Raw genomic sequence first — 23,219 nt, forward strand, 5'->3', positions numbered from 1 at the left:
GCCCTCTCCCCGCTCGCGTGGAGAGGGCTGAAGGGCCGTGCCGCAAGTCTCCTTCGCCCCGCTTGCGGGGAGAAGGTGGCCGGCAGGCCGGATGAGGGGCAAATTTCGCGGCAAACCTAGCTGATATAGCCAAGGCGTATGGCCTTGGCGATCGCCTGGATACGGTTGACGGAATCGAGTTTCGTCGTGGCGGCACCGAGATAGGCATTCACGGTGTGGACGGAAAGCCCCATCTTCTCGGCGATTTCCTCGCTGATATAGCCATCACCTGCCATCTGCAGACAGGCGATCTCGCGATCGCTGAGGGACTCGCCCTTGAACAGCCGTTTTTCGTCCGCCGCCAGCATGTCGGTCATGATCTGCGCGCAGCGCCCATGCAGCTCAAGGATCTGCTCGGCCGGCGCGTCGATATAGCTGCCGGCGAAGACCACATAGCCGTTGCCCTGTGCGCCGAGCCGTAGCGGAAAGGCGATCCCCGAATAGGAAAGCTTTCGCCCCTTCAGCCGGTGCGAGAACAAGCCCAAGTCGGGGACGTCGGCCGCCTGATGTTCTCCCTGGCCATCCCACAGCACCGCCAGCGGAGAACGATCTAGATGCTGCAGCAATTCCTCACCATAGATCGTCAGGAGTTCGTGCGCATTCGCCTCCGACGTGGCACCCCAATTGTGCAGGACGCAGGTCAGCTTGCGCGTTGCCGGCATGCCCCTTCCATTGACGCGCAAGACTGCGAAGTACTTCGCGTTGATCTGCCGCTGCATCGCCTGCAGCCGCGTGACCAGCGTCGCGGCGCGCGCGGCACGGGCGCTTCGACCGAGCCGGGCATCGTCCGGCCGGCTCTCCGGATGCACGTGTACCATCCTCTTGCTCCTATACCAGATTGTGCCGGACGGCGTGGGCGATCGCTTCCGACCTGGTGCGCGTCGCGGTCTTGCGCATCACGCTGGTGATGTAATTGTTGATCGTGTTGCGGGAGATTCCGAGGATGACGGCGATCTCCTCGCTCGTCTTGCCTTCGGCGATCCAGAACAGGCATTCGAGCTCGCGCTCGGTCAGTTCGAAGTCCCGGTCGTGCCGCATGCCGGCACCGGCCTTGAAACTGGCGAGATAGCTCGCGAGCACCGCGACGTCTCGCAGCCCCTCCTGTGACAGGATGACGTCCTCGGGGAACAGCAGCATCAGCGAGAAACGGGACCGGCCGACATTGAACGTGACGGAGCAATAGGAGCGGTTGACCCCGCGCGGCAGATCGATGTCGTCCGGCAGGCCCTGAAAGCACGGCTGCAGCGCCGTCAGGCACTTTTCCAGTTCGGTCGTCTTTGCATTCAGGCCGATCACGATGCTCGAAAGGCGTCGCACGATGTCGAAGGGCCAATCGGAGCACAGAACGAAATCAAGTCCGCCGTCCTGCGAAAGATCGTGGCGAACCAGAAGATGATGCGTTGCTCCGACATATTCGGTCAGCATGGCCAGCCCATTGGCAAGGCTGCTCCGTTCGACGGCCTCTCCGAGCCTTCGGATCAACTGCTCCCGCGAAATGCCACGACTACTCAAGTGCGGCGTGCCGGCCTGCAAAGACCAGGCCGCGCCAGTCTGCGAAATCTCCATGACGTTCAGCCCCCGTGCCGCATTCGACGCCCCTGGAAGTTGTGCTTGCCCTGCCGACGGACAGCTCGCCGATGCCAGCCTTCCCACATGCAAACCAGAACGCGAATCAATATCTAAACTGTACATCGCCGCCCCTAAAAAGACACTGTGATTGCGGTAGCATTTGCTCACACATCTTGAAGTAGAGCAGTCAGTGTGCATCAAAGCCACCATCGCAGGATCACGAGCTTCTCAGTTTTGATATCCGGATGATTTTTATTCGTTTTCTAAGAATTACCGCCATCCGACCAGATGCCGGAGGAGCCGCTTGAGACACGCCTAAGGCGTGGTTTTACGCGCTTTTCGGCGAGTTTCTGCCCCTTCCGCGCCTCCGATTGCCCGAATATAGAGAAGCAGTTGTTACTTTCGAATGGCGCCTGTTGCTAAAATACATCAAGTCGGAGGCCGGACTCAGGCAGCAGGAATCTGTATAGATGCAAAGACGAATTGAATTTTATTTATACTTTTGAAAGTTATATTTCAAGAAAACTGCCATTTCGACAAACAACCGTCAGGGGATGACCGGCGTTCGCGGCGCAACATCACCGTTTCCGAATCCAATATCGTTAAATTTTCCTTAAATTATTCGTTCCGCGCCCACGCCTAGACTCGTAGGGGGAATCTGGATTCTTGCGACGGATTCGGCACTCGCGCAGCAGCGACGGGATTGACTCAGGCATTATTTTCGATCGGCGCCCGGAAGCTGGCGTCGATCCCCTCAGAACGCGAGATCCCGCCGGTGCGGCGGGATCTCCCAGGCAGAACTCTCGAATGACTTCAGGCGGCGCGGTCGACGGACCATTTGCGGAGAATTTTTGCAGCACGCTCCTCGCTGATCTCCACCATGCGGGCAAGCCTGCGCTCCGGGCCCTCCTTGACGCGGCGATTGAAGCCACCGCCTTCGTCGCTGAGATTGAGCAGGTCGTCGGCGCTGTCGAAGCCGAAGTCCGAGCCGAAGCCCTCCATAAGGGCACCGCTTGCGGCACCGGCTCCGGCCGGAGAGAAGTCCGGCAGTTCGAGACCGGCACCCTCGCCTTCGAGGTGACCCGACTGGCCGCCAAAACCCATCTGACGAGCGAGCGGCCTGATGCCCAGCCAGACGACGAGGAAGGCGACTGCGACGAATGCGAGCGAGTTGATGATGCCGCCGAGATTGCGCGTCAACATTTCCATGACGCCAGGCCCGGCCACCGGCTGGTCGAGCAATTGCGTCTCGACGAAATCCATGGCGTTCAGCGTGACGACGTCACCACGGTTCGGATCGACGCCCGCAGCCGACGCGACGATCTTCTGCATGTCCTGGAGATAGGCGTCGATCTTCGCCTGATCGGCCCCCTCCCCGACCATCGCCGCCAGGCGGCCGCGATTGACGACCACCGCAATCGACAGCCGTTCGATCGAATAGCTGTTCTTGACGGTGGCGATCGTCTTGCTGTTGATCTCGTAGTTCGTCTGCTCTTCCTTCTTCTCCGCCTCGTCGCTCGACTGCTGGCCGGCACCGCCGCGCGGGGCGGCCTGCGGCACGTTCTGCTGTACGGTGGCGGCGTTGTCCGGCTGCTGCTGGCTGGATTTCTGCTCCTCCTTGATCACGCGCGTGGAGCGCTCGACCCGCGATTCGGGGTCGAAGACGGTCTCCTGGATCTGCTGGGCATCGGTGTTGAGCGACGCCGTGACGCTGGTGCGGAAGTTGTCCATGCCGAGGAAGGGTGCAAGCGCGTTGTCGATCTTCTTCTCAAGATCGGTCTGAACGTTCTGCACTACGCCAAGCGACTGGTTGAGAGCACTGTTTGCCGGGTCGTCGCCCGAAGCGAGAAGCTGGCCGGTCGAATCGAGAATGGTGACATCATCGACATCGAGACCCGGTACCGACGAAGCCACGAGGTGGCGGATGGACGAAGCGGCGCCCCGGCCGATCGTCGCGCTTGCGCGGATCATCACCGATGCCGTCGGGGTCTGCTCGGCCTTGCGGAAGCTGCCGCGCTCCGGCATGACGATATGGACGCGTGCCGCCGCAATGCCGGAAATCTGCTGGATGGTACGGGCGATTTCGCCCTCCAATGCGCGAACGCGGGTCACCTCCTGCATGAAGGAGGTGAGCCCGAGCGAGCCGACATTGTCGAAGAGTTCGTAGCCGGCATTGGCGCTGCTCGGCAGGCCACGCTCGGCCAGGAGCAGGCGCGCCTTGCCGGTCATGCCCACCGGCACCTGGATGCTGCCGCCATCCGCGCCGACCTCGAAGTCGAGGTTCGCCTCGGCAAGCGCAATGCTGATCTGGGTGACGTCGCTGCGTTCGAGACCGACATAGAGCGTTTCAAAGGCCGGCTTGTTGACGTAGATGGCAGCGCCGAGAACGAAGCCGATTGCGACGATGCCGGCCACCGCGAGTGCTATCAGCTTGCTCTGCCCGAGATTGCTCAGGTTTTTCGTGAACGTCGAGAATTGATCGAACAGATTCATTCTGTTTCCGCACCCAGTATCGCATGTCACCCGTGCCGGTACTCGACGGCATCATGCGAAGATCCAACATTCTGGTAAGCCAGGTATCGAAATGCGAATCTACCAGCCCCGGAAGCGAAGCTAGGTGGCGAAACTTGCGCGAAGTTGACGGAGCAGAAGGATGATGGTCGAGAGCGGCGTGAACGACCGGGCTGAAGGTCGACATTTCAGACCGGGCGGACAGCCGACAGTTTCGGCTCTTTCATGTGCTTCGTTGTTAGGGCGACGGCGCACCGCTCCGCGCCAGCCCTTACGTCAGAAGACCTCGAAGTCGCCCGAGGCTTTCGTGAGCGGCTGCGAGTGCCCATGGCGCAACAGGCCGCTGCCGAGCGCCTTCTTCATGTCGGCAAGCTTGACCAGGTTCACGGCCGTCGAGATATCCACGAGGCACGTGTCGGGGATCGATGCGGTGATCGTGTCTATGAATTCGGCGAGCCCCCGCGTCTTCTGAACCGCCAGATCGACGCCCTGGAGCACCATCAACTTGTCGGCCGGATCGGTCGCGGAGGCATCATGGCTGTTCCAGAGCTGCGGTTCGATGCGCTCGATGAGATAGGCGACGTCATGAAGTTCGGTGACGATGCGCATCAGCACTTCCGGCAGCGATTCTTCCGCGTGAGGCATGTAGCTCTGGTGTTCGGTCTGCATCATCATTCTCACGTGGTCTTGAAGGGATACTCCGGCGCTCTTGCTGGCCGGTGCGTTCAGAAGAATTCGATGGAGCTTTCGGCCGGCTTCGGCGCGGGCGCTGGCCGCTGGTCCTGATGGATGGCGCGCTGGGCCTCCACACCCGTCAGTGCGTATTGGCGGGCGCGGCCCGTCACGGGCCAATATTCCAGCTTGCGGCCATGTTCTCCGCCGGTGCTCTCGCCGACGACGCGGATGCCTTCGTCAAGCAGGAACTGCCGCGCGAAGGCGGCGTTCTGCTCGCCGACATTCGAGAAGCGCGCAATCGTCTTGGCTCCGCCGAAGATCTTCGCCTCGAGGCGATCGCGGCGTGCGCCCTGCTTCAGCAGACCGTTGATGAGCAGTTCCATCAGATGCACGCCATAGCGCGTCGCGTCACCTGCCGACCCCGGCGACGTCGCCGAGCCAGGCAGCAGGAAGTGGTTCATGCCGCCGACACCCGTCACCGGGTCGCGCATGCAGGCAGCCACGCAGGAGCCGAGAATGGTCGAGAGAACGACATCCGGATCGTTGACGACCTTGAACTCGCCCTGGATGACATGCACACGCCTGCCGGCAGCCTCCAGCATCATTTCAGTGCCCCGAATACGGCCTCGATCGCTGCCTTCATCTTTTCGATTGTGAACGGCTTGGCGAGAACGTTGTTGGCGCCGAGCGCAGCGGCTTTCTGGACCAGCGCGCGGTCGCCCTGCGCGGTCAGGATGATGAAGGCCGCCTTCTTGGTGTTCGGGTTGGAACGAACCGCCTGCAGCAAGCCGAGACCGTCCATCTTCGGCATATTGAAATCCGAGATGACCAGATGGTGAGGGTTCTGGGCCATGATCTTCATGCCCTGCTCGCCGTCGCCGGCGGCAGTGATCTGCTTGAAGCCGAGCTGCTGCAGGGCGTCGCCCAGGAGCAGGCGGCTGGTGACCTGATCGTCGACGATCAGAACTTTTATCTTTTCGGCGATGGACATTATTCGCTTCCTTCCTTCCGGGCTGCTGCCGTCTTCAATATCTCCTCCCCGATCGAACCGAGGGGGAGCTGCGTTTCGACAGCACCCAATTCATGGGCCACTCTGGGCATTCCGTAGACGACACAAGTCTTTTCGTTTTGTCCGAAGGTGCGCGCCCCGGCGTTCCGCATCTTGAGGAGACCGGCGGCGCCGTCGCGCCCCATGCCGGTCAATATCACGCCGATCGCATTGCGCCCCGCCAGTTCCGCGACTGAATCGAACAGGACGTCGACCGAGGGGCGATGGCCGTTGACCGGCTCCCGGTCGACCAGCCTGCAGGAGGGCGAAGAAGCATTGGCAACCTGAAGGTGCCGGTCGCCGCCGGGCGCCAGGTAGACCTTGCCCACTTCGAGCCGAGCGCCGTCGGTCGCCTCCTGGACGGTCGGCGCGCAGAGACGGTTCAGCCGTTCGGAAAAGCTCTTGGTGAAAGTGTGCGGCATGTGCTGGGTGATCACCGTCGGCGGGCAGTTCGCCGGGAACTTCTGCAGGACCGCAATCAGGGCTTCCACGCCGCCGGTCGAGGCGCCTATCGCGATGATCTTGCGGCCCGCCCGGTAGTCGGAAACGGTGCTGACGACCGGCGCGGCGGCCGCCCGGTTGCTCGTGATCATCGATTTGCGCTGCGAGCGCGCCGCCGCCTTGACCTTGTCGACCAGCCCGCCGAACGGATTCGGATCGCCGGGGTGCGGCTTGCCGACACAATCGAAGGCGCCGATTTCGAGCGCGGCGATGGTCGCCTCGGCACCCTTGTGGGTCAGCGTCGAGACCATGATGACCGGCATGGGCCTGAGGCGCATGATCTTGTCGAGGAACTCGAGGCCGTTCATGTTCGGCATCTCGATGTCGAGGGTGACGACGTCGGGATCCAGCTGCTTGATCGCCTGGCGGGCCTCGAGCGCATCGGCCGCCTGACCGACGACTTTCACCTCCGGATCGGCATTGAGCACGGCCGAGATCAGCCCCCGCATGGTGGGCGAGTCATCGACGACGAGAACACGGGCGGGAGCGTTCATGCCCGACCTCCATGGAATTTGCCGGTATGGCGATAGGTGGTGACGCCGATATTGTCGAAGATCGCCTTGGCATCCCCCGAGACGCGCTCCGAATGGCCGATATAGAGATGCCCGCCCGTGTCGAGCACGCCCGCAAATCGCGACCAGATCTTCATCTGGGTGGGTTCGTCGAAATAGATCACCACGTTGCGGCAGAAGATCACGTCGAACGGCCCCTTGAGCGGCCATTGCGCCATGAGGTTGAGCTCGTTGAAGGTGATCAGCCGCTTGACGCGGTCATCGACCTGCCACTTGCCACGACCGTTGACCTCGACCTCACGAAACCATTGCTTGCGCATGGCGGGACTGACCGTTTCGAGCGCCGTCGCGTCATAGGCGCCGGCCCGGGCGAGCGCGAGAATCTTCGGATCGATGTCGGTTGCGAGAATCCGGAAGTCGTAGTCCGCGGCATTCGGCAGCAGCGATAGCACCGTCAGCGCGATCGAATAGGGCTCCTGGCCATCCGAGCAGGCCGCCGACCAGATGCGCACCCGGCCGCCGCTCTTCGCCCGGGCGATCAGGCCCGGCAGGACATCGGTCTTCAGATGTTCGAAATGGTGGTTCTCACGAAAGAAGCGGGTGAAATTGGTCGTCAGGTGCGAGAGCATGTCGCGGCGCGCCGCAGCACCCGCCGGCGAGGCGACGAGCTGGCAATAGTCGCGGAAGCCCTTGAGGCCCAGATTGCGGATGTGTTTCGACAGTCGCGAATAGACCAGCGAGGCCTTGGATTCATTCAGATAGATGCCGGCATCCGCATAGATCATCGCCGCGATGTCGCTAAGGTCGCGACGCGTCAGCGGATATTCACCGGCCGCAAGGCACTCGTCCGGCGACAGCTTCTGCTCGAAAGTGGTGGCCTGGGCCCTCATGCTGCTTCCCTTTCCTCGTGCGGGAAGACCTGGTCGAGTTCGACGAGGCAGATCATCCGCCCCTCGATCGCCAGCACGCCACGCGCGAAGCTCCTTTCGAAATCCGACGCGATATCCGGGGTCGGCTGGATGTCGGCATCGGCGACCGTCAGGATGTCGGAGACGGCATCGACCAGGAGCCCTACCACCTGGCTCTTCACCTGGGCGACGATGATCACGTGGCGCACCGTCGGCTCGGCCGGCTTCATGCCGAGGCGCGCCGAAAAGTCGATGATCGGCAGCACCGCGCCGCGCAGGTTGATGACGCCGAGCATGTAGCTCGGCGCGTGCGGCATCGCGGTCGCAGGCGTCCAGCCGCGAATTTCGCGGACGGACATTACGTTGACGCAGAATTCCTGGCCGCCGACGCGGAAAGCGATCAGCTCCCGTCCGCCAGTCGTCAGATTTTTTGCGGCATAGGTCATGAGTATTATCCGGCTGCAGCAAGTAACATTTCGGGTTTCAGGGATTGCCCGCGCGAGGCTGCGACGATCGCATCGACATCGAGGATGAGCGCCACGCGCCCGTCGCCGAGGATGGTCGCCGCCGCAATGCCCGGAACATGGGTGTAGTTGGCCTCGAGGCTCTTGATCACCACCTGGCGCTGGCCCTGGATGGCATCGACCATCAAGGCGCGCTGGCCGCCGCCTTCGGACTCGACCAGAAGCGCCACGCCTTCGACCGGATTGGCCTGGATGGCGCGGAAGTTCAGGATGCGGCCGACATCGACCAGCGGGCAGAAGGAGTTGCGGATCGAGATCAACCGCTGGGAGGCGCCGAAGCTGTGGATCGCGGAGGCCTCCGGCTGAAGCGTTTCGACGATCGCCGTCAGCGGCACGACGAGCGTCTGGTTCGCAACCGTCACCACCATGCCGTCGAGGACGGCGAGCGTCAGCGGCAGGCTCATCGTGAAGACGGAGCCATGACCCGGCTTCGACGAGATGTTGATGCGGCCGCCGAGCGCCTGGATGGAGCGCTTGACGACGTCCATGCCGACGCCGCGACCGGAAATGTCGGAGATCTTGTCGGCGGTCGAGAAACCCGCATGGAAGATCAGGTTGTCGATTTCCTCGTCCGAGAGATTTGCATCCGCAGCGATCAGATCGTTGTCGATCGCCTTTTGCCGGACCTTCTCGCGGTTGATGCCGGCGCCGTCGTCGGCAAGTTCGATGACGATCCGGCCGGATCGGTGCTTCGCCGTCAACCGCACCGTGCCTTCCGGGTTCTTGCCGGCGGCGACGCGCTTTTCCGGTGTTTCGAGGCCATGGTCGACCGCATTGCGGATCATGTGCGTCAGCGGTTCGGCGAGCTTGTCGATGACGGTCTTGTCGACTTCGGTGTTCTCGCCCTCGGTGACGAGGCGCACCGACTTGCCGGTCATGTCGGCGATTTCGCGGACGATGCGCGACATGCGCTGGAAGACCGGCTTCACCGGCTGCGCGCGGATCGCCATGACGCTGTCCTGGATCTCGCGGGTGAGCTGCTGCAGCTCCTCGAGCCCCATATTGATCGACGACGTGCCGTTCGTGTCGTTCTCGATGACGCTCTGCGACAGCATCGCCTGGTTGATGACGAGTTCGCCAACCAGGTTGATCAGGCGATCGACGCGATCGAGGTCGACGCGGATCGTCGGGGTGGCGGCGGAGGCGGCCTGCTGGGCAGCCGCCTGTGCCGCCGAGGCGGATGCCGCACTCCTGTTGCTTTCGGCCGACGCGCGTGCGGTCTGTGCCATCTGCAGAACGTTGCTTGCGGTCGCAGCAGCCGACACCGCGTCGTCTCGCGCCTCGCGCTGCTGGGCAGCGACCTGGTCATCATCCTCGGCGGCGCCGGGCGAGGCTGGTACTTCCTCGTCGAGCATAGACAGGTCGAACGGCACGGGCTGCATGGGCAATTCCTCGCCCGCGCCGGCATGATCGCCGCCAGCCAGCATCACGTCGAGCTCGCAATCCCATTCGGCGAACTCGAATACGGAGCGGATCGCCTCTTCGCCCTTGTCGGTCTTCAGCGAAATCTTCCAGGCGAAATAGGCGGCCTCCGGATTCATGCTGGCAAGCGCCGGCAGTTCGTCCATGTCGCAATGGATGCTCATCTCGCCGAGGCGCGAGAGATCGCGCAGGAGCAGCGTCGCGTCATTGCCCTTGGCGTAGAGTTCGGACTTGGGCCTGAAGAGGATCTCGAAGGTGGACGGCTCGATCGCCAGAGGCTCGTTCGTCTCGAAGTCGTCGAAGGAGAAGGCCACGGGCTGGAAGCCTTCCTCGTTGACCACCGGCGCTGGTGTCGGTGCGGCGACGGGCGCCGGCTTCGCAACCGGCTCGGCAACGGCCGCCTGCGGCAATTCGCCATTGGCGAGCGCTTCGAGTTCCTTGATCAGCTGCCGGCTGCGCGCCGCATCGACACTGCCGCCATCCCGGGCGGCATTGGTGAGATCGGCAAGCACGTCCGCCGATTTCAGCATGACCTTCAGGACGTCCTGGTTGGGCTCAAGCCTGTTGGATCGAACGCAATCGAGCGTCGTCTCGAAGACATGCGCGAACGAGACGAGGTCATCGAGCCCGAACGCACCGGCGCCACCCTTGATCGAGTGGACGGCGCGGAAGACGGCGTTGACCGTCTCGGGATCGCGGTCGCCGTCATTGAGCTTCAGGAGACCCGACTCCAGTTCCGCGAGCTGCTCCTCGCATTCCTGGAAGAAAATCTCTTTGATTTCGTTCATATCCATTGGCGGCTACCCTCGGATCTCAGGCCGTTACGCGCTCGATGGCATCGATCAGCTTGGTCGGGTCGAACGGCTTGACGATCCAGCCGGTGGCGCCCGCCTGTCGTGCGCGGTTTTTCTTCTCCGCATCGCTTTCGGTGGTCAGCACCAGGATCGGCACGGCGCGGTAGCGGTCGTTCCTGCGAACGCCTTCGATGAAGCCGAAACCGTCGAGGCGGGGCATGTTGATGTCCGTCACGATCACATCCGGATTGGCGGTCTCCAGCACTTCGAGGCCTTCGACGCCATCCTCCGCCTGGATCGTTTCGAAGCCGGCATTGTTGAGGGTGACAAGAAGCATGTTCCGGATTGTCCGGGAGTCGTCCACAGTCAGAACTCGTTTCTTCATGTCTCAAATCTCCTTTGCCATCAGGGGCGCAATGTCCACGCCGATGAGCTGTGTCGTTTTAACGAACGCGTCCGACACCTTGGCAAAGGTGAAGGACAACCGATCCTCTTCCCAACTTCTTGCACCGGCCATCAGTACCTGTGCGCAGAGCGTTCCGATCCGCTCGACGGCGGAGGCATCGATCTCGATCGGAGTACCCTTGAGCGTCAGCAGTCTTTCATGCAGCCCCGTCGCTTCGTTCAGGTCCAGGACCGGAGCGAGCTTCAGCGATTTCTTTGCGGTGTTCCTGCTGGCCATTCTGTACCTCGACTGACCTGTTCACTGTCACTAGCGCCGCCATCCGGCGACCTGCCGCCCGGAGGCGGCGTCATCGCTGAACGGCATCGCTCTTTCATCCTCATCGACTTGCGGCAGAAGCGCGGGCGGCGGGGCAAATGTCGAAGCCCTCAGTCCGGCCTGGCGCTCGAAGCGGAACCGGCGGATCGTCTGTCCCAGCTCCAGGATGGTGCCGTGCAGATCCTCTGTCGAAGCCACGGTCTCGCCGGCGAGTTCCGCGCTTCGGCTCATCGCCTTCGAGATGCCGCCGATTCCGGAAGCCGCGGCGGCCAGATCGCCGACCTGGGATTCCGCCTCCCGGGCAATACCGGAAACGGAGGCGTTGATGGAAATCACCTGCTCGACGATACTGCTGATCGCGTTCTGCGTCTGGCCGACGATCTCGACGCCGGCTTCGACCTGCGTCTTCGTGCCGTTGACGAGCTGCTTGATCTCGCGCGCCGCTTCGCCCGAGCGCTGCGCCAGCGCTCTGACTTCCTGGGCGACGACGGCGAAGCCCCGGCCGCTCTCGCCGGCGCGTGCCGCTTCGATGCCGGCATTGAGGGCGAGAAGATTGGTCTGGAAGGCGATCTCGTCGATCACGCCGATGATTTGGCCGATCTTTTCCGCGGACGCTTCGATGTCCGCCATGGCGGAAATCGCCTGACCGGCGATCTCGCCGCTGCGCTCGGCCGCCAGGCGCGTCTCGCCCGCCTTGGCCTCGGTCTCGCTGATCCGGATCGAGCCCGAGCGCATGCGTTCGGTCATCGCCCCAAGCGCTGCGACCTGTCCGTCCAGCGCCTCGGCCTCGCCGCTGGCCTTGCCGGAAAACTCGCCCACGCGGAGGCGAAGGCTCTCCATCATGCTTTCGGCGGCGGCGGCGCGTTTGTCCCCGGACAGCAGGGCTTCCTGGATTTGTCCCAGGGCGGCATTCAACCCCTCAACGATCGGCCGATAGACATCTGGCGCCTCCGCCGGGAGGCGAGCGCCAAGGTTGCCCTCGCCGAGCGCCTGCATGAAATCCGAAAAGAGCGCCGTCACTTCGGACTCGTCGCCCTTGCGCTGCTCCGAGAGCTGGCGTTGATGCTGCTGGCGGAGTGCGTTGAAGCGGAGCGACACGGCGATTTCGCTGTCGACGAAGGCGGCGCGCACAAGAGCGGCAACGAGACGGCTGAGCTCGTTCCTGCGCGCCTTGCCGAAGGGGAGCTTGGGCCAGGCATCCTCGATGGCGCCGACGATGAGATGCTCGAGCACGACCGCATGGCTTGCGAGCTGCCAGCGCGGGTCGAGGCCCATGCGGGCCTCGGTGTCGGCGAGCACCTTGACGCGCTCTGCATAGAGCCCGTCGAAACGGGCATCGGTCAGCACATTCCAGTGGGATGACTGAAGGTCGTGCAGTCGGTCGAGCTGACGATCGCTGTCGAAATGGCGAACTGCGTCCGGGTTGGTCTGCAGCCGTTGAAAAAGGTCACGCAGCGCAAGCTCGATGCGCGGCGACAGGGCCTGGCGATGGTCACGCAGGAGGGTGCAGGCCGCTTCGTCGAGCCCGGCAAAGCGCAGGCGCTCGAGCAGGCTGCCTGCCTGGCTCTTCCTTGCCTGTTCTGACGCTTCCTGCTGCACGCTGTTCCCCGGCCTGATGCGTAGTCGAAATTTGCCTGGGGGAAGATGTGGCCCGCTGAAGGGGGCTGTGGCCGGTTACGCCCAATCGGTGAGATCGGCGCGCCTGAGGCGTTCTCTATCGTCCATCCCGCAAGTAACTTCGGTGAAGATGCATACCGGACCGGAACCGGTACGGCGGGGCGGCATCATGCCTTGAGAGAAGCTGAGACTTCCTATTCCGACGTGTTGGACCATGTTTATGGTTAATTCCTTGCTTGAAGGTTAACGGTTTCCGACCCGTAATCGGAATCGCTAAAATTCAACCTGAGCGCTATCCGCCGCCGCTTTGCACTGTTTTACTGTGCAGCAGACAACAGGTTTTTAATCACAAGAGTTTAGAATTGCGATTCTACTTGTCGTCCAGTATCGAAGCGAAGGTCAAATAGGCGCGCACCGCGCAAGCTGCACCGTCACAGGTACAGGCGACATCATGAAGATGCGTCCACGGGTATGAGCAATGATTGTTCTTGGAATTAGTGCCGCCACCATCGCAATCCTCGCAATGACCGCGATTTCGATCGTCATCAATCTCGAACACAGACGGGCGGCGAACCGTAACATTTTCTGAGGCGCGGTCTTTCGACCAAGTCCAAGAAGATCCATCGAGTTCTACTTCATTCTATCTGGTGATCGACAGTTACGCTTGCAGCCGCATGCGCGGCGGCTAGGCGCTGCCATTTCCGTGCGTAATCGACATAACCTTCCGGAATCGCTTCCGAGAAGACCTCGGCTCCCGTCCTGATCCGGGCGCCTGCGACGAGGCAGGCTGCACCAAGGCTCGTTCCGGTGCTGCTCAGGCTGTTGGCGAGCACCGGCCGGCCGGTCGCAGCGGCCAACATCCGCAGATAGGCGGAATTCGCGGCGAAGGGCCCCTCCACGACGATTTCACCCGTGGCGCCGATGAGATCGAGGCAGGTCGCCGTCATCAGGGCGAGATGGAAGGAGACGGCGGCAAGCCGTTCGGGCGGGGCAAGGTCTGCCTCGTCCCCCGTCCATCGCGCCCGTGCCGAAGGAAAGGGACCGGAGCCGCCCGGTACCGACGGCAGCAGCATATAGCCTTCGGCAAACACGCGCGCTTCGGCCGAGGCCGAGGCCGGCGGCGGATCGTCGCCGACGAGCATCGAGAAGGCGCGACCGCCCATGAAGCGGGCAGACGGCACCGGATCGCCAAGCGCGTTGACATTGATCAGCGTGTCGCGGGTTTCGTCGAGTTCCACCTGCTTGCCGCCGACCGCCAGCATTACCACCCAGGTTCCGGTCGAGACGACGGAAAAGGGTGTCCGGCGCGTGAGCAGATGCGGCAGCAGCGAGGCGTTCGAATCGTGAATGCCGCAGCAGACCGGCAACCCCGATGGCAGGCCGGTTGCTGCGGCCAAAGGGGGCAGCAATCCGCCGATCACGTCGCCCGCCTTGCGCACCGGCGCAAAGAGCCGCGTCCAACCTTGCGCCTCGATCAGGGTCGAGAACGCCTTGGCCTTCGGATTCCAGAGGTCGGTATGGCAGCCAAGCGAGGTCAGCTCGTTGGTCGCCACGCCGGTGAGCCGATACGACCAGTACTGCGCATAGGTGAGGATGGTCGCGACTTTGGCGAACTGCTCGGGGAGCGCACGCTGCTGCCAGAAAAGCTGCGCACCGACATTGAGCCCCATCGGCAGGCGGGCCGACCCGGTTTCGGAGAAGGTCGGGCGTGCCCGGCCATATTCCTCGGCGAGCGCGTCCGGGCCGGCAAACTCATAGTCGAGCACCGGCAGGGCGAGTTCGCCGGCCGGGTCCAGCAGCACCGCGGTCGCCCCATGTGTCGTCACCGAGATAGCATCTACGGGATGTTCACGGTGCAGTTCAGCAAGGCCCCCAAGAATAAAGCGCCAGAGATGCTCGATGTCGAAGTGAGGGTACAGCCCCGCCTCCACGACGATGTTCGGCGTCTTGCGGACGGCGATCTCCTCGAAGCGCTCGAGGTCGACCAACGCGACCTTGGCGTTGGTCTTGCCGATATCGATGACGGCGACGGTCTTCATGTCAGCTGAGGTGGAAGACGGTCTTGAGCGGCACGGCGACCGGCTCGTTGTCGGCGCGGGTTTCCATGATGTCGGCCATATGCGCCCACCATTTCTGCATGACCGGGTGCGACGGCAGGTCGGCCATCTTGTGGTCGTCCGTCCGCCAGAGCACCCCGAACAGCAGGTTGGTCTCCTCGTCGAGGTGGATCGAATAGTCGGATATCCCGGCGTCCTTCAACAGATCCACAAGCTCGGGCCAGATCTCGTCATGGCGCGCCCGATATTCTATGGCCATCCCCGGGTTGAGCCGCATGCGGAAGGCGTATTTTTCCATCGAGAAACCCTCAGTGCGCGAGACGGCGGCGGGCGCGCCGCCACAGGATTGGCAAGGCGATGACCGAGATCAGCAACAGGCCGATGAAGATCGACATGACGATGCCCGGTACGTTCAACAGGCCGAAGCCGAAGGTGACCATGCCCATGATCAGTGCGGCGAGCACGACGCCCGGTATCGTGCCCGAGCCACCGAGAATATTGACGCCGCCGAGCACGACCATGGTGACAACCTCGAGTTCCCAGCCGAGCGCGATCGAGGGGCGCGTCGAACCGAGGCGGGAGGTCAGGCAGATCGAGGCGAGCCCGGCCATCAGGCCGGTCAAAAGAAAAAGAGTGAACTTCACCCGCGCCACCCGGACACCGGAAAACAGGGCCGCCGTCTGGTTGTTGCCGATGGCATAGACGACGCGGCCGAAATTCGTCTTGTGCAGCAGCACGCCGTAGACGACGGCGAGCAGCACGAAGAGGGTGAACTCGAAGGAGAAGACCCACCAGACATAGCCCTGGCCAAACCACGCAAAGCTCTCGGGATAGCCTGTAAAGGCCTGGTCGCCGAGGATGATGAAGGACAGGCCGCGAAACAGGCTCATGGTGCCGATCGTCACGACGATCGACGGCAGGCCGAGGCCGGTGATCAAGAGGCCGTTGACGGCGCCGCAGAGGAGGCCGACGCCGAGCCCGATCGCGACAAGCGCCGGCGTGTCGGCACCGAGCTGCACGGCATAGCCCATGGCCGTCGAGGCGAGCGCAATGATCGAGGCGACCGAGAGGTCGATCTCGCCCGAGATGATCACCAGCGCCATGGCGAAGGCGATCATCGCCTTTTCGGTGAAATTGAAGGTGGCGTCGGAAAGATTCCACGGATCGAGGAAATAGGGCGAGGCAAGGGAATTACCGAGGAAGATGAGGGTCGCGACCACGATGAGCAGCGCTTCCCAGCTCTTCATCAGGCGGGCACCGCGTCCCTCGAGGCGATCCGGGATATTGCGGGGAGAGAGTTGAGCGTCAGCCATCAGACCGCCTCCGCTTTCTTGAGAATGACCCGGCCCTTGCGCCGCTCGGCGCGGGCATTGACGGCGACGGCAATGATAATGACCGTTCCGGAGATCGCCATCTGCGCGAAGGGCGAGATGTTGATCACCGGCAGCGCGTTCTTGATGACGCCGAGGAAGAGCGCGCCGAGCACGGCCCCGGCCACCGAACCGATGCCGCCGGCGATCGAGATGCCGCCGATGACGCAGGCGGCGATGATGTCGAGCTCGAAGCCGGCGGCGATGTCGACATAGGCGACGGCGTAGCGCGACACCCAAAGGTAGCCCGAAAGGCCGGCGAGCGCGCCAGCCAGGCAATAGGCGAAGAAGCGGGTGCGGCCGACATCGATCCCCGTATAGATCGCCGCATGCGGATTGCCGCCGACGGCATAGAAGGCGCGGCCGAGCGGCGTGCGGCTCATCACCAGGAACATGACCGCGATCATCAGCAGCGACAACCAGGAAAGCACCGGTACGCCGGCAAGATCCAGCCGCGGCAGGGCCTTGAAGGCATCGCTCATCTCGTGGGCATTGATCCACTTGCCGTCGGTCAGCAGGAAGATCAGGCCGCGATAGATCGTCAGCGTTCCGAGTGTGACGACGATCGGCGGGATGTCGAGCTTCCAGACGAGCGTGCCGTTGATCATGCCGAGCAGTGTGCCGAGCGCCATGGAGGCGAGAATGATGAGCGGGATCGACAGGCCGGGAAAGGCGGCATTCAGCATCGCCGCGACCATGCCGCAAAGCGCCAGGTTCGCCGCCATCGACAGATCGATGCATCGGGTGAGGATGACGGCCATCTGGCCGAGGGCCAGGATGATCAGGATCGACGTGTCGTTATAGACCCGGGCGAGGTTGGAGGGGCCGACGAAAGCCGGAAAGCGCAAGGCGATCAAGGCGAGCAGCACGGCGATCGCGCCGACGAGCAGGATCTCGCGGTTCTTGAGGAGCTTAGCGATCATGCGGCCCTCCCGTTGCGTTGCGCTTCGATGCCCGCCGCCGCGCGCACCAGCTTTTCGGCCGTCAGTTCGGAGCGCTCGAAGCGGCCGGCGATCCGGCCTTCGCGCATGACGATGACCCGATCCGCCATGCCCATGATCTCGGGGATTTCCGAGGAGACCATGATGACGCTCAGGCCCTGGGCCGCCAGTTCGCTCATGAAGGCATGGACGGCGGCCTTGGAACCGATATCGATGCCCTTGGTCGGCTCGTCGAGAATGATCACCTTCGGCTTGGTTGCCAGCCATTTGGCGATCACGACCTTCTGCTGGTTGCCGCCGGAGAGCGTGCCGACGTCCTGATCGAGCGAGGCGGCGCGCAGATCGAGGCGCGACGTGTATTCCCGCGCCAAGGCAAATTCGTTGGCGAGCTTCAGGAAGCCCGAGCGCGAGGTGTGTGCAAGCGACGGCAAGGTGACGTTCTGGAAGATCGCCATGCCGATGATCGCGCCTTGCCGGCCGCGCTCTTCCGGCACATAGACGATGCCGGAGCGAATCGCCTCGGCCGGGCTGCGGATGACCAGCACCTCGCCGTCGAGCTTCACTGCACCGGCCGACGGCCGAGTGATGCCGATCAGCGACTGCATGAACTCCGAGCGCCCCGCACCGACGAGACCGTAGAAGCCGAGAATCTCGCCGCGCCTCAATTCGAAATTGATGTCCTCGAATTCGGTCGGGTGGCGGTAGCCGGAGACGGTCAGCACCGGCTCGCCGATCTTGACCTCCTTCTTCGGGTAGACGGAATCGACCGCACGGCCGACCATCATGCGGACGAGATCGTCCTGGTGGACGTCGGCGATCAGGCCCTCGCCGACCATCGTCCCGTCGCGGAAGACCGTGTAGCGATCGGCGATCCGGAAAATCTCGTCGAACTTGTGGCTGATGAAGAGGATCGCCTTGCCCTCGGCCTTGAGCCGCTCGATGAGCGCGTAAAGCTCATGGATTTCCTTGTGCGAGAGCGCCGCGGTCGGCTCGTCCATGATGACGACCTGCGCATCGACCGACAGCGCGCGCGCGATCGCCACAAGGTGCTTCTTGGCGATGCCGAGATCGCGCAGCCGGATCGTCGGATCGAAATCGGCGCCGGCCCGCAGCAGCAGGGCCTTGGCATCGGCATTGAGCTTCTGCCAGTCGATGAAGCCGAAGCGGTTGCGGGGCGCGTGGCCGAGGAAGATGTTCTCCGCGACGGAGAGCTCGTCGAAGAGAACCGTCTCCTGATGGATCGCCGTGACGCCGGCGCGCGCCGCCGATAGCGCGGTCGGGAATGTCGTTTCCGTGTCATTAACCCGGATCACGCCGGCATCGGGTTGATAGATGCCGGTCAGGATCTTGACGAGCGTCGATTTGCCGGCGCCGTTCTCGCCGATCAGCGCGGTCACCGAACCCGGATAGAGCGCGAGGGAGACATCGGAGAGCGCACGCACGCCCGGAAAGGACTTCGATATGCCCTCAAGCGTGATGGCGGGCTTCATCCGCGATGTGGTTGGTTCCTGCAACAAGAGAGAGTCCACCAAGTCAGTCGTTTCTGTGAGGCGGCGGTCAGATATCGGGCGCCTTCGATCAGGCTGCCCCTCTCCTCGGGTTCAACCCGAGGACTAGCCCTCTCCCCGCTCGCGGGGAGAGAGAACTCCGCTGGCGGACCGCCATGAACCATAGCGTTCATGAAGGGCCAGACGTCGCCACTTGTTCCCTTCTCCCCGTCCGAACGGGGAGAAGGTGGCCGGCAGGCCGGATGAGGGGCAAATGCGCCCTCATCCGCGCCGATCAGAAGATCTTCGCGAACTCCTCGACGTTCTTGGCATCATAGACGAACGGGTCGGCCATGGCGCCTTCATTGTTGTCGTCGAGCTTGACCGTGCCCATGCGGCCCATCTTCAGTTCCGCGCCCGGCTTGGCTTCGGCCCCGCCGATGAGATCATAGGCGATCATCGTCGCCGAATAGCCGAGGTCGATCGGGTTCCAGATGGCGAAGGACTTCGAGGCGCCGGACTTCACATGGCCGGCCATTTCGGACGGGAGCCCGAGGCCGGTGACGTTGATCTGGCCGATCTTGCCGGCGTCGGTGACGGCCTGAGCGGCGGCGACGATACCGACCGAGGTCGGCGCGATGATCGCCTTCAGGTTCGGATGGGACTGGATGAGCCCTTGCGTCTCGCGATAGGACTTGTCGGCCAAGTCGTCGCCATAGACGGTCGCGACCACATTGATGCCCTTGTAGTTGCCCTGGACCTTCTTCATCTCGGCGATCCAGGTGTTCTGGTTGGTCGCGGTGGCGGAAGCCGAGAGCACGGCGACGTCGCCGCCTTCCGGCAGGTTGTCGGCGGCGAGCTTGATGATCATGTTACCGATCAGCGGGCTCGACGACGGGTTGAGATGCATGAGGCGGCCGTCCTTGGCGACACCGGAATCCCAGGAAATGACCTTGATGCCGCGGTCCATCGCTTTCTTGAGCGCCGGTACGAGCGCGTCGGTGTCGTTGGCCGAAACGGCGATCGCATCGACCTTCTGGGCGATCAGCGAATTGATCACCTCGATCTGCCCTTCGGCGGTCGTCGAAGTCGGACCGGTATAGATGACCTCGACGTCGCCAAGTTCCTTGGCCGCTTCCTGGGCGCCCTTGTTGGCAGCCTCGAAGAAGCCGATGCCGAGCGCCTTGACGACGAGCGCGATCTTCTTGTTCTCCGCATGGGCGGCGTTCGCCATGAGCACCGCAGCGACGGCGGCCGTCACCATCAATGATTTCAGAATTTTCATCACTTTCTCCTCCCTTGGGGTCCATGCATCCGGAGTGGATGCACCGTCGACCCGACAAATCCATCTGACGGTCCTGTCACCGGCAAGGCCGCCTCCCATTCCCCCTCCCCATCCGCCTCATGCGGATGTCGAAGCAGTTTCCGCGTCGACCTTCGGCTTCGCATTGGCGATGACCAGATTGACGCCGGCGCTTTCGAGCATCGAGGCATGTCTGTCCTCGATGCCCGAATCCGTAATGACTGTCGCAATGCGCTTGAGACCACAGAGAATGAGGCTCGAGCGCTTGTGAAATTTCGAGGAATCGACGAGCACGACCAGTTCGTCGGCCTGGTCGATCAGCTTCTGCTCGGCCTGGATCAACAGCGGGTCCGCCTCCATCAACCCGAGCGGCCCGAGCCCCTGCGCGCCCATGAACATGCGGCGCGCATAGAAGTTGCGCGTCACGTCGTTGTCGAAGGGGCTCAGGATGATGTTCTGCTCGCGGTAGATCGTCCCGCCCGAAAGCATCACGGTGTTCTTCGAGTGCTTGAGCAGGTGCTCGGCGATCGGGAAAGAATTGGTGAACACCTGCATCCGGCGGTTGGCGAGGAAATGCACCATCTGGAAGGTCGTCGTGCCGCCGTTGATGATGATCGGCTCGCCATCCTGGCAAAGCGCCACGGCCTCCCGGGCGATCGCCTGCTTTTCCCGGGCATGCAGGCCCTCGTTGACGCTGAAGGGCCGCCCGGCAAGACCGACGAATTGCGGCGGGTTGATCGCTTCGGCACCGCCGCGCACCCGGCGCAGCCGTTTCTGCACATGCAGCGCCGCAACATCGCGGCGGATCGTCGCCTCGGAACTGCCGGTCAATTCGACGAGCTCGGGCACGGTCACGACCGGCTTTTCCTGCACCGCCGACAGGATGATCCTATGTCTTTCTTTCTCGTGCATGCGCTCCTCCGATGTCCCTCATGCTTCCATCGGTCTCGCGCATTGTCAATCAGTTTCGATCATATTTTTTCATTGTGCGCTGCAATATGAACGTTTTTGATCGTTTTTGATTGACATTCGCTTGTCGGCCGTGTGATCTGATGCCGATCATATCGTCGCGGCCTCGAGTGCCGGCGGCTAGCTTACCGGGAGGAATTCGAGATGCTCGACAAGCAACAGGGCGCACGCCTGGCCAATCTCTGGGACGACGCCAAGACGGCAGCGATGAGCGAAGCTGAGCGGCTGCTCTACCGCTCCAATCTCCTCGGTTCCGACAAGCGCATCACCAATTACGGCGGCGGCAACACCTCCGCCAAGGTGATGGAAAACGACCCGCTCACCGGCGAGACGGTCGAGGTTCTTTGGGTGAAGGGCTCGGGCGGCGACGTCGGCACGATCAAGATGGACGGCTTCGCTACTCTCTACATGGACAAGCTGCGGGCGCTGAAGGGCATCTATCGCGGCGTCGAATTCGAAGACGAAATGGTCGGCTACCTGCCGCATTGCACCTTCAACCTCAATCCGCGCGCCGCCTCGATCGACACGCCGCTCCATGCCTATGTGCCGAAGCCGCATGTCGATCACATGCACCCGGACGCGATCATCGCCATCGCCGCCTCCAAGAACAGCAAGGAACTGACCAGGAAGATTTTCGGCGACGAGATCGGCTGGCTGCCCTGGAAGCGGCCGGGCTACGAACTCGGTCTGTGGCTCGAGAAATTCTGCCTCGAACATCCGAAGGCCCGCGGCGTCGTGCTCGAAAGCCATGGCCTGTTCACCTGGGGCGACACGGCGAAGGAAGCCTACGAGACGACGATCGAGATCATCAATCGGGCGATCGCCTGGTTCGAGGCGGAAAACACCGCCCCCGCCTTCGGCGGAGAGGCGCGGCCGGCGCTCGGCGCTGCCGAGCGCGCGGCGGTTGCCAAGAGGCTGATGCCGGTGATCCGCGGACTGATCAGCGCCGAGGAGAAGAAGGTCGGCCATTTCGACGACAGCCAAGCGGTGCTCGACTTCGTGACCTCGACCGATCTGGTGCCGCTCGCCACGCTCGGCACCAGCTGCCCGGACCATTTCCTGCGCACGAAGATCCGGCCGCTGGTCGTCGCTTTCGATCCCGCGCAGCCGGAGGTCGACAAGACGCTTGCCGGCCTTCCGGAGGCGATCGCCGACTACCGTGCCGACTACGCCGCCTATTACGAGCGCTGCAAGCGCTCCGACAGCCCAGCGATGCGCGATCCGAATGCCGTCGTCTATCTCGTTCCCGGCGTCGGCATGATCACTTTCGCCAAGGACAAGGCGACGGCGCGGATCTCCGGCGAATTCTATGTCAATGCGATCAACGTGATGCGCGGCGCCTCCGGCGTGTCGACCTATGTCGGCCTCCCCGAGCAGGAAGCGTTCGACATCGAATATTGGCTGCTCGAGGAAGCCAAGCTCCAGCGCATGCCGAAGCCGAAGAGTCTCGCCGGGCGCATCGCGCTCGTCACCGGCGGCGCCGGCGGTATCGGCAAGGCAACCGCCGACCGGCTGATGCAGGAAGGCGCCTGCGTCGTCCTCGCCGATATCGACGAGGCGGCGCTCGGGGCCGCCCAGAACGAGCTTGCCGCCCGCTACGGCAAGGATTTCGTCCGCTCCGTCGCCATGAACGTGACCAGCGAGGCGGCGGTCGAGACCGGCTTCGGTGATGCGCTCCTTGCCTTCGGCGGTCTCGATATCCTCGTTTCCAATGCCGGCCTCGCCTCGTCGGCGGCGATCGAGGACACGTCGCTCGCGCTCTGGAACAAGAACATCGATATCCTCACGACCGGCTATTTCCTGGTGTCACGCGAAGCCTTCCGCGTCTTCCGCGCCCAGAAGACCGGCGGCAACGTCGTCTTCGTCGCCTCGAAGAACGGGCTTGCCGCCTCGCCCGGCGCGTCGGCCTATTGCACCGCCAAGGCGGCCGAGATCCATCTTGCCCGCTGCCTGGCACTCGAGGGCGCCTCGGCGCAGATCCGCGTCAACGTCGTCAATCCGGATGCGGTGCTGCGCGGTTCCAAGATCTGGAGCGGCGAATGGAAGGAGCAGCGCGCCGCCGCCTACAAGATGGATGTGGACGATCTGGAGGCGCATTACCGCGAGCGGTCAATGCTAAAGCTCAGCGTCTTCCCGGAAGACATCGCGGAGGCGATCTACTTCCTCGCCTCCGACATGTCGGCAAAGTCGACCGGCAACATCGTCAATGTCGACGCGGGCAACGCCCAGTCCTTCACGCGCTGATCGGGAG

Annotated in this window: 21 protein-coding genes; 1 reads left to right on the plus strand and 20 read right to left on the minus strand. The window is 63.0% G+C overall.

The genetic code is table 11. The features are described from left to right. Positions 1-116 precede the first annotated feature (116 nt). The 20 genes from visR to RHIBR816_RS0101950 all read right to left on the minus strand — a co-directional run bounded on the left by visR (position 117) and on the right by RHIBR816_RS0101950 (position 20,911). Complete coding sequence (gene visR / locus RHIBR816_RS0101850; protein ID WP_018234834.1) at positions 117-857, minus strand: transcriptional regulator VisR; 741 nt, start codon at positions 855-857, stop codon at positions 117-119. 10 nt (positions 858-867) lie between these two features. Beyond that, positions 868-1,605 (minus strand): transcriptional regulator VisN, encoded by a 738-nt coding sequence (visN, locus tag RHIBR816_RS0101855; protein WP_018234835.1) that lies wholly within the window; start codon positions 1,603-1,605, stop codon positions 868-870. A gap of 816 nt (positions 1,606-2,421) precedes the next feature. Then, positions 2,422-4,101 (minus strand): flagellar basal-body MS-ring/collar protein FliF, encoded by a 1,680-nt coding sequence (gene fliF / locus RHIBR816_RS0101860; protein ID WP_018234836.1) that lies wholly within the window; start codon positions 4,099-4,101, stop codon positions 2,422-2,424. Between the two features lie 294 nt (positions 4,102-4,395). Next, the gene (locus tag RHIBR816_RS0101865) at positions 4,396-4,788 is read right to left on the minus strand and encodes a hypothetical protein (RefSeq protein WP_026186547.1); all 393 of its coding nucleotides are present in this window, start codon (positions 4,786-4,788) and stop codon (positions 4,396-4,398) included. Positions 4,789-4,844: 56 nt separating this feature from the next. Continuing rightward, positions 4,845-5,399, minus strand: coding sequence for a chemoreceptor glutamine deamidase CheD (cheD, locus tag RHIBR816_RS0101870; RefSeq protein WP_018234838.1), 555 nt, complete (start codon positions 5,397-5,399; stop codon positions 4,845-4,847). Then, positions 5,396-5,785 (minus strand): response regulator, encoded by a 390-nt coding sequence (locus RHIBR816_RS0101875; RefSeq protein WP_012706841.1) that lies wholly within the window; start codon positions 5,783-5,785, stop codon positions 5,396-5,398. The genes cheD and RHIBR816_RS0101875 overlap by 4 nt, the downstream gene beginning before the upstream one ends. Continuing rightward, positions 5,785-6,837 carry a protein-glutamate O-methylesterase CheB gene (gene cheB / locus RHIBR816_RS0101880; protein WP_018234839.1) on the minus strand — a complete coding sequence of 351 codons (1,053 nt, stop codon included), beginning with the start codon at positions 6,835-6,837 and terminating at the stop codon, positions 5,785-5,787. Before cheB ends, RHIBR816_RS0101875 begins: the two co-directional genes overlap by 1 nt. Then, positions 6,834-7,745 carry a protein-glutamate O-methyltransferase CheR gene (gene cheR, locus RHIBR816_RS0101885; RefSeq protein ID WP_018234840.1) on the minus strand — a complete coding sequence of 304 codons (912 nt, stop codon included), beginning with the start codon at positions 7,743-7,745 and terminating at the stop codon, positions 6,834-6,836. Before cheR ends, cheB begins: the two co-directional genes overlap by 4 nt. Next, positions 7,742-8,209, minus strand: coding sequence for a chemotaxis protein CheW (locus RHIBR816_RS0101890; protein ID WP_018234841.1), 468 nt, complete (start codon positions 8,207-8,209; stop codon positions 7,742-7,744). The genes cheR and RHIBR816_RS0101890 overlap by 4 nt, the downstream gene beginning before the upstream one ends. Before the next feature lie 5 nt (positions 8,210-8,214). Further along, complete coding sequence (locus tag RHIBR816_RS0101895) at positions 8,215-10,503, minus strand: chemotaxis protein CheA (RefSeq protein ID WP_018234842.1); 2,289 nt, start codon at positions 10,501-10,503, stop codon at positions 8,215-8,217. A gap of 19 nt (positions 10,504-10,522) precedes the next feature. Further along, on the minus strand, positions 10,523-10,888 hold the full coding sequence (locus RHIBR816_RS0101900; RefSeq protein WP_012706836.1) for a response regulator: 366 nt from the start codon (positions 10,886-10,888) through the stop codon (positions 10,523-10,525). A gap of 3 nt (positions 10,889-10,891) precedes the next feature. Then, the gene (locus RHIBR816_RS0101905; RefSeq protein ID WP_018234843.1) at positions 10,892-11,185 is read right to left on the minus strand and encodes an STAS domain-containing protein; all 294 of its coding nucleotides are present in this window, start codon (positions 11,183-11,185) and stop codon (positions 10,892-10,894) included. A 30-nt stretch (positions 11,186-11,215) separates the two neighbouring features. Further along, positions 11,216-12,823 carry a globin-coupled sensor protein gene (locus RHIBR816_RS0101910; protein ID WP_018234844.1) on the minus strand — a complete coding sequence of 536 codons (1,608 nt, stop codon included), beginning with the start codon at positions 12,821-12,823 and terminating at the stop codon, positions 11,216-11,218. 653 nt (positions 12,824-13,476) lie between these two features. Next, entirely contained in the window at positions 13,477-14,880 is a 1,404-nt protein-coding gene (locus tag RHIBR816_RS0101920) for an FGGY-family carbohydrate kinase (RefSeq protein WP_018234846.1), read from the minus strand. 1 nt (position 14,881) lies between these two features. Beyond that, positions 14,882-15,196, minus strand: a complete 315-nt coding sequence (gene rhaM, locus RHIBR816_RS0101925) for an L-rhamnose mutarotase (protein ID WP_018234847.1) — start codon at positions 15,194-15,196, stop codon at positions 14,882-14,884. Between the two features lie 10 nt (positions 15,197-15,206). Next, positions 15,207-16,211 carry an ABC transporter permease gene (locus RHIBR816_RS0101930; protein ID WP_018234848.1) on the minus strand — a complete coding sequence of 335 codons (1,005 nt, stop codon included), beginning with the start codon at positions 16,209-16,211 and terminating at the stop codon, positions 15,207-15,209. Further along, the gene (locus RHIBR816_RS0101935; RefSeq protein ID WP_018234849.1) at positions 16,211-17,191 is read right to left on the minus strand and encodes an ABC transporter permease; all 981 of its coding nucleotides are present in this window, start codon (positions 17,189-17,191) and stop codon (positions 16,211-16,213) included. The genes RHIBR816_RS0101930 and RHIBR816_RS0101935 overlap by 1 nt, the downstream gene beginning before the upstream one ends. Next, positions 17,188-18,699, minus strand: coding sequence for a sugar ABC transporter ATP-binding protein (locus tag RHIBR816_RS0101940; protein WP_018234850.1), 1,512 nt, complete (start codon positions 18,697-18,699; stop codon positions 17,188-17,190). Before RHIBR816_RS0101940 ends, RHIBR816_RS0101935 begins: the two co-directional genes overlap by 4 nt. Positions 18,700-18,991: 292 nt before the next feature. Further along, complete coding sequence (gene rhaS / locus RHIBR816_RS0101945; RefSeq protein ID WP_018234851.1) at positions 18,992-19,981, minus strand: rhamnose ABC transporter substrate-binding protein; 990 nt, start codon at positions 19,979-19,981, stop codon at positions 18,992-18,994. A gap of 117 nt (positions 19,982-20,098) precedes the next feature. Continuing rightward, positions 20,099-20,911: a DeoR/GlpR family DNA-binding transcription regulator gene (locus RHIBR816_RS0101950; protein ID WP_018234852.1), complete on the minus strand. Its 813-nt coding sequence runs from the start codon at positions 20,909-20,911 to the stop codon at positions 20,099-20,101. A gap of 201 nt (positions 20,912-21,112) precedes the next feature. Between RHIBR816_RS0101950 and RHIBR816_RS0101955 the strand changes: the two genes are divergently transcribed. Further along, positions 21,113-23,212 carry a bifunctional rhamnulose-1-phosphate aldolase/short-chain dehydrogenase gene (locus RHIBR816_RS0101955; protein ID WP_018234853.1) on the plus strand — a complete coding sequence of 700 codons (2,100 nt, stop codon included), beginning with the start codon at positions 21,113-21,115 and terminating at the stop codon, positions 23,210-23,212. Positions 23,213-23,219: the final 7 nt, after the last annotated feature.

The sequence above is a fragment of the Ensifer sp. BR816 genome, assembly GCF_000378985.1.
Taxonomy (GTDB): domain Bacteria; phylum Pseudomonadota; class Alphaproteobacteria; order Rhizobiales; family Rhizobiaceae; genus Sinorhizobium.

Bases quoted from the DNA above. Each gene is read 5' to 3' on its own strand.
- visR (WP_018234834.1), bottom strand. From the start codon at position 857: ATGGTACACGTGCATCCGGAGAGCCGGCCGGACGATGCCCGGCTCGGT.
- visN (WP_018234835.1), bottom strand. From the start codon at position 1,605: ATGGAGATTTCGCAGACTGGCGCGGCCTGGTCTTTGCAGGCCGGCACG.
- fliF (WP_018234836.1), bottom strand. From the start codon at position 4,101: ATGAATCTGTTCGATCAATTCTCGACGTTCACGAAAAACCTGAGCAAT.
- RHIBR816_RS0101865 (WP_026186547.1), bottom strand. From the start codon at position 4,788: ATGCAGACCGAACACCAGAGCTACATGCCTCACGCGGAAGAATCGCTG.
- cheD (WP_018234838.1), bottom strand. From the start codon at position 5,399: ATGATGCTGGAGGCTGCCGGCAGGCGTGTGCATGTCATCCAGGGCGAG.
- RHIBR816_RS0101875 (WP_012706841.1), bottom strand. From the start codon at position 5,785: ATGTCCATCGCCGAAAAGATAAAAGTTCTGATCGTCGACGATCAGGTC.
- cheB (WP_018234839.1), bottom strand. From the start codon at position 6,837: ATGAACGCTCCCGCCCGTGTTCTCGTCGTCGATGACTCGCCCACCATG.
- cheR (WP_018234840.1), bottom strand. From the start codon at position 7,745: ATGAGGGCCCAGGCCACCACTTTCGAGCAGAAGCTGTCGCCGGACGAG.
- RHIBR816_RS0101890 (WP_018234841.1), bottom strand. From the start codon at position 8,209: ATGACCTATGCCGCAAAAAATCTGACGACTGGCGGACGGGAGCTGATC.
- RHIBR816_RS0101895 (WP_018234842.1), bottom strand. From the start codon at position 10,503: ATGGATATGAACGAAATCAAAGAGATTTTCTTCCAGGAATGCGAGGAG.
- RHIBR816_RS0101900 (WP_012706836.1), bottom strand. From the start codon at position 10,888: ATGAAGAAACGAGTTCTGACTGTGGACGACTCCCGGACAATCCGGAAC.
- RHIBR816_RS0101905 (WP_018234843.1), bottom strand. From the start codon at position 11,185: ATGGCCAGCAGGAACACCGCAAAGAAATCGCTGAAGCTCGCTCCGGTC.
- RHIBR816_RS0101920 (WP_018234846.1), bottom strand. From the start codon at position 14,880: ATGAAGACCGTCGCCGTCATCGATATCGGCAAGACCAACGCCAAGGTC.
- rhaM (WP_018234847.1), bottom strand. From the start codon at position 15,196: ATGGAAAAATACGCCTTCCGCATGCGGCTCAACCCGGGGATGGCCATA.
- RHIBR816_RS0101930 (WP_018234848.1), bottom strand. From the start codon at position 16,211: ATGGCTGACGCTCAACTCTCTCCCCGCAATATCCCGGATCGCCTCGAG.
- RHIBR816_RS0101935 (WP_018234849.1), bottom strand. From the start codon at position 17,191: ATGATCGCTAAGCTCCTCAAGAACCGCGAGATCCTGCTCGTCGGCGCG.
- RHIBR816_RS0101940 (WP_018234850.1), bottom strand. From the start codon at position 18,699: ATGAAGCCCGCCATCACGCTTGAGGGCATATCGAAGTCCTTTCCGGGC.
- rhaS (WP_018234851.1), bottom strand. From the start codon at position 19,981: ATGAAAATTCTGAAATCATTGATGGTGACGGCCGCCGTCGCTGCGGTG.
- RHIBR816_RS0101950 (WP_018234852.1), bottom strand. From the start codon at position 20,911: ATGCACGAGAAAGAAAGACATAGGATCATCCTGTCGGCGGTGCAGGAA.
- RHIBR816_RS0101955 (WP_018234853.1), top strand. From the start codon at position 21,113: ATGCTCGACAAGCAACAGGGCGCACGCCTGGCCAATCTCTGGGACGAC.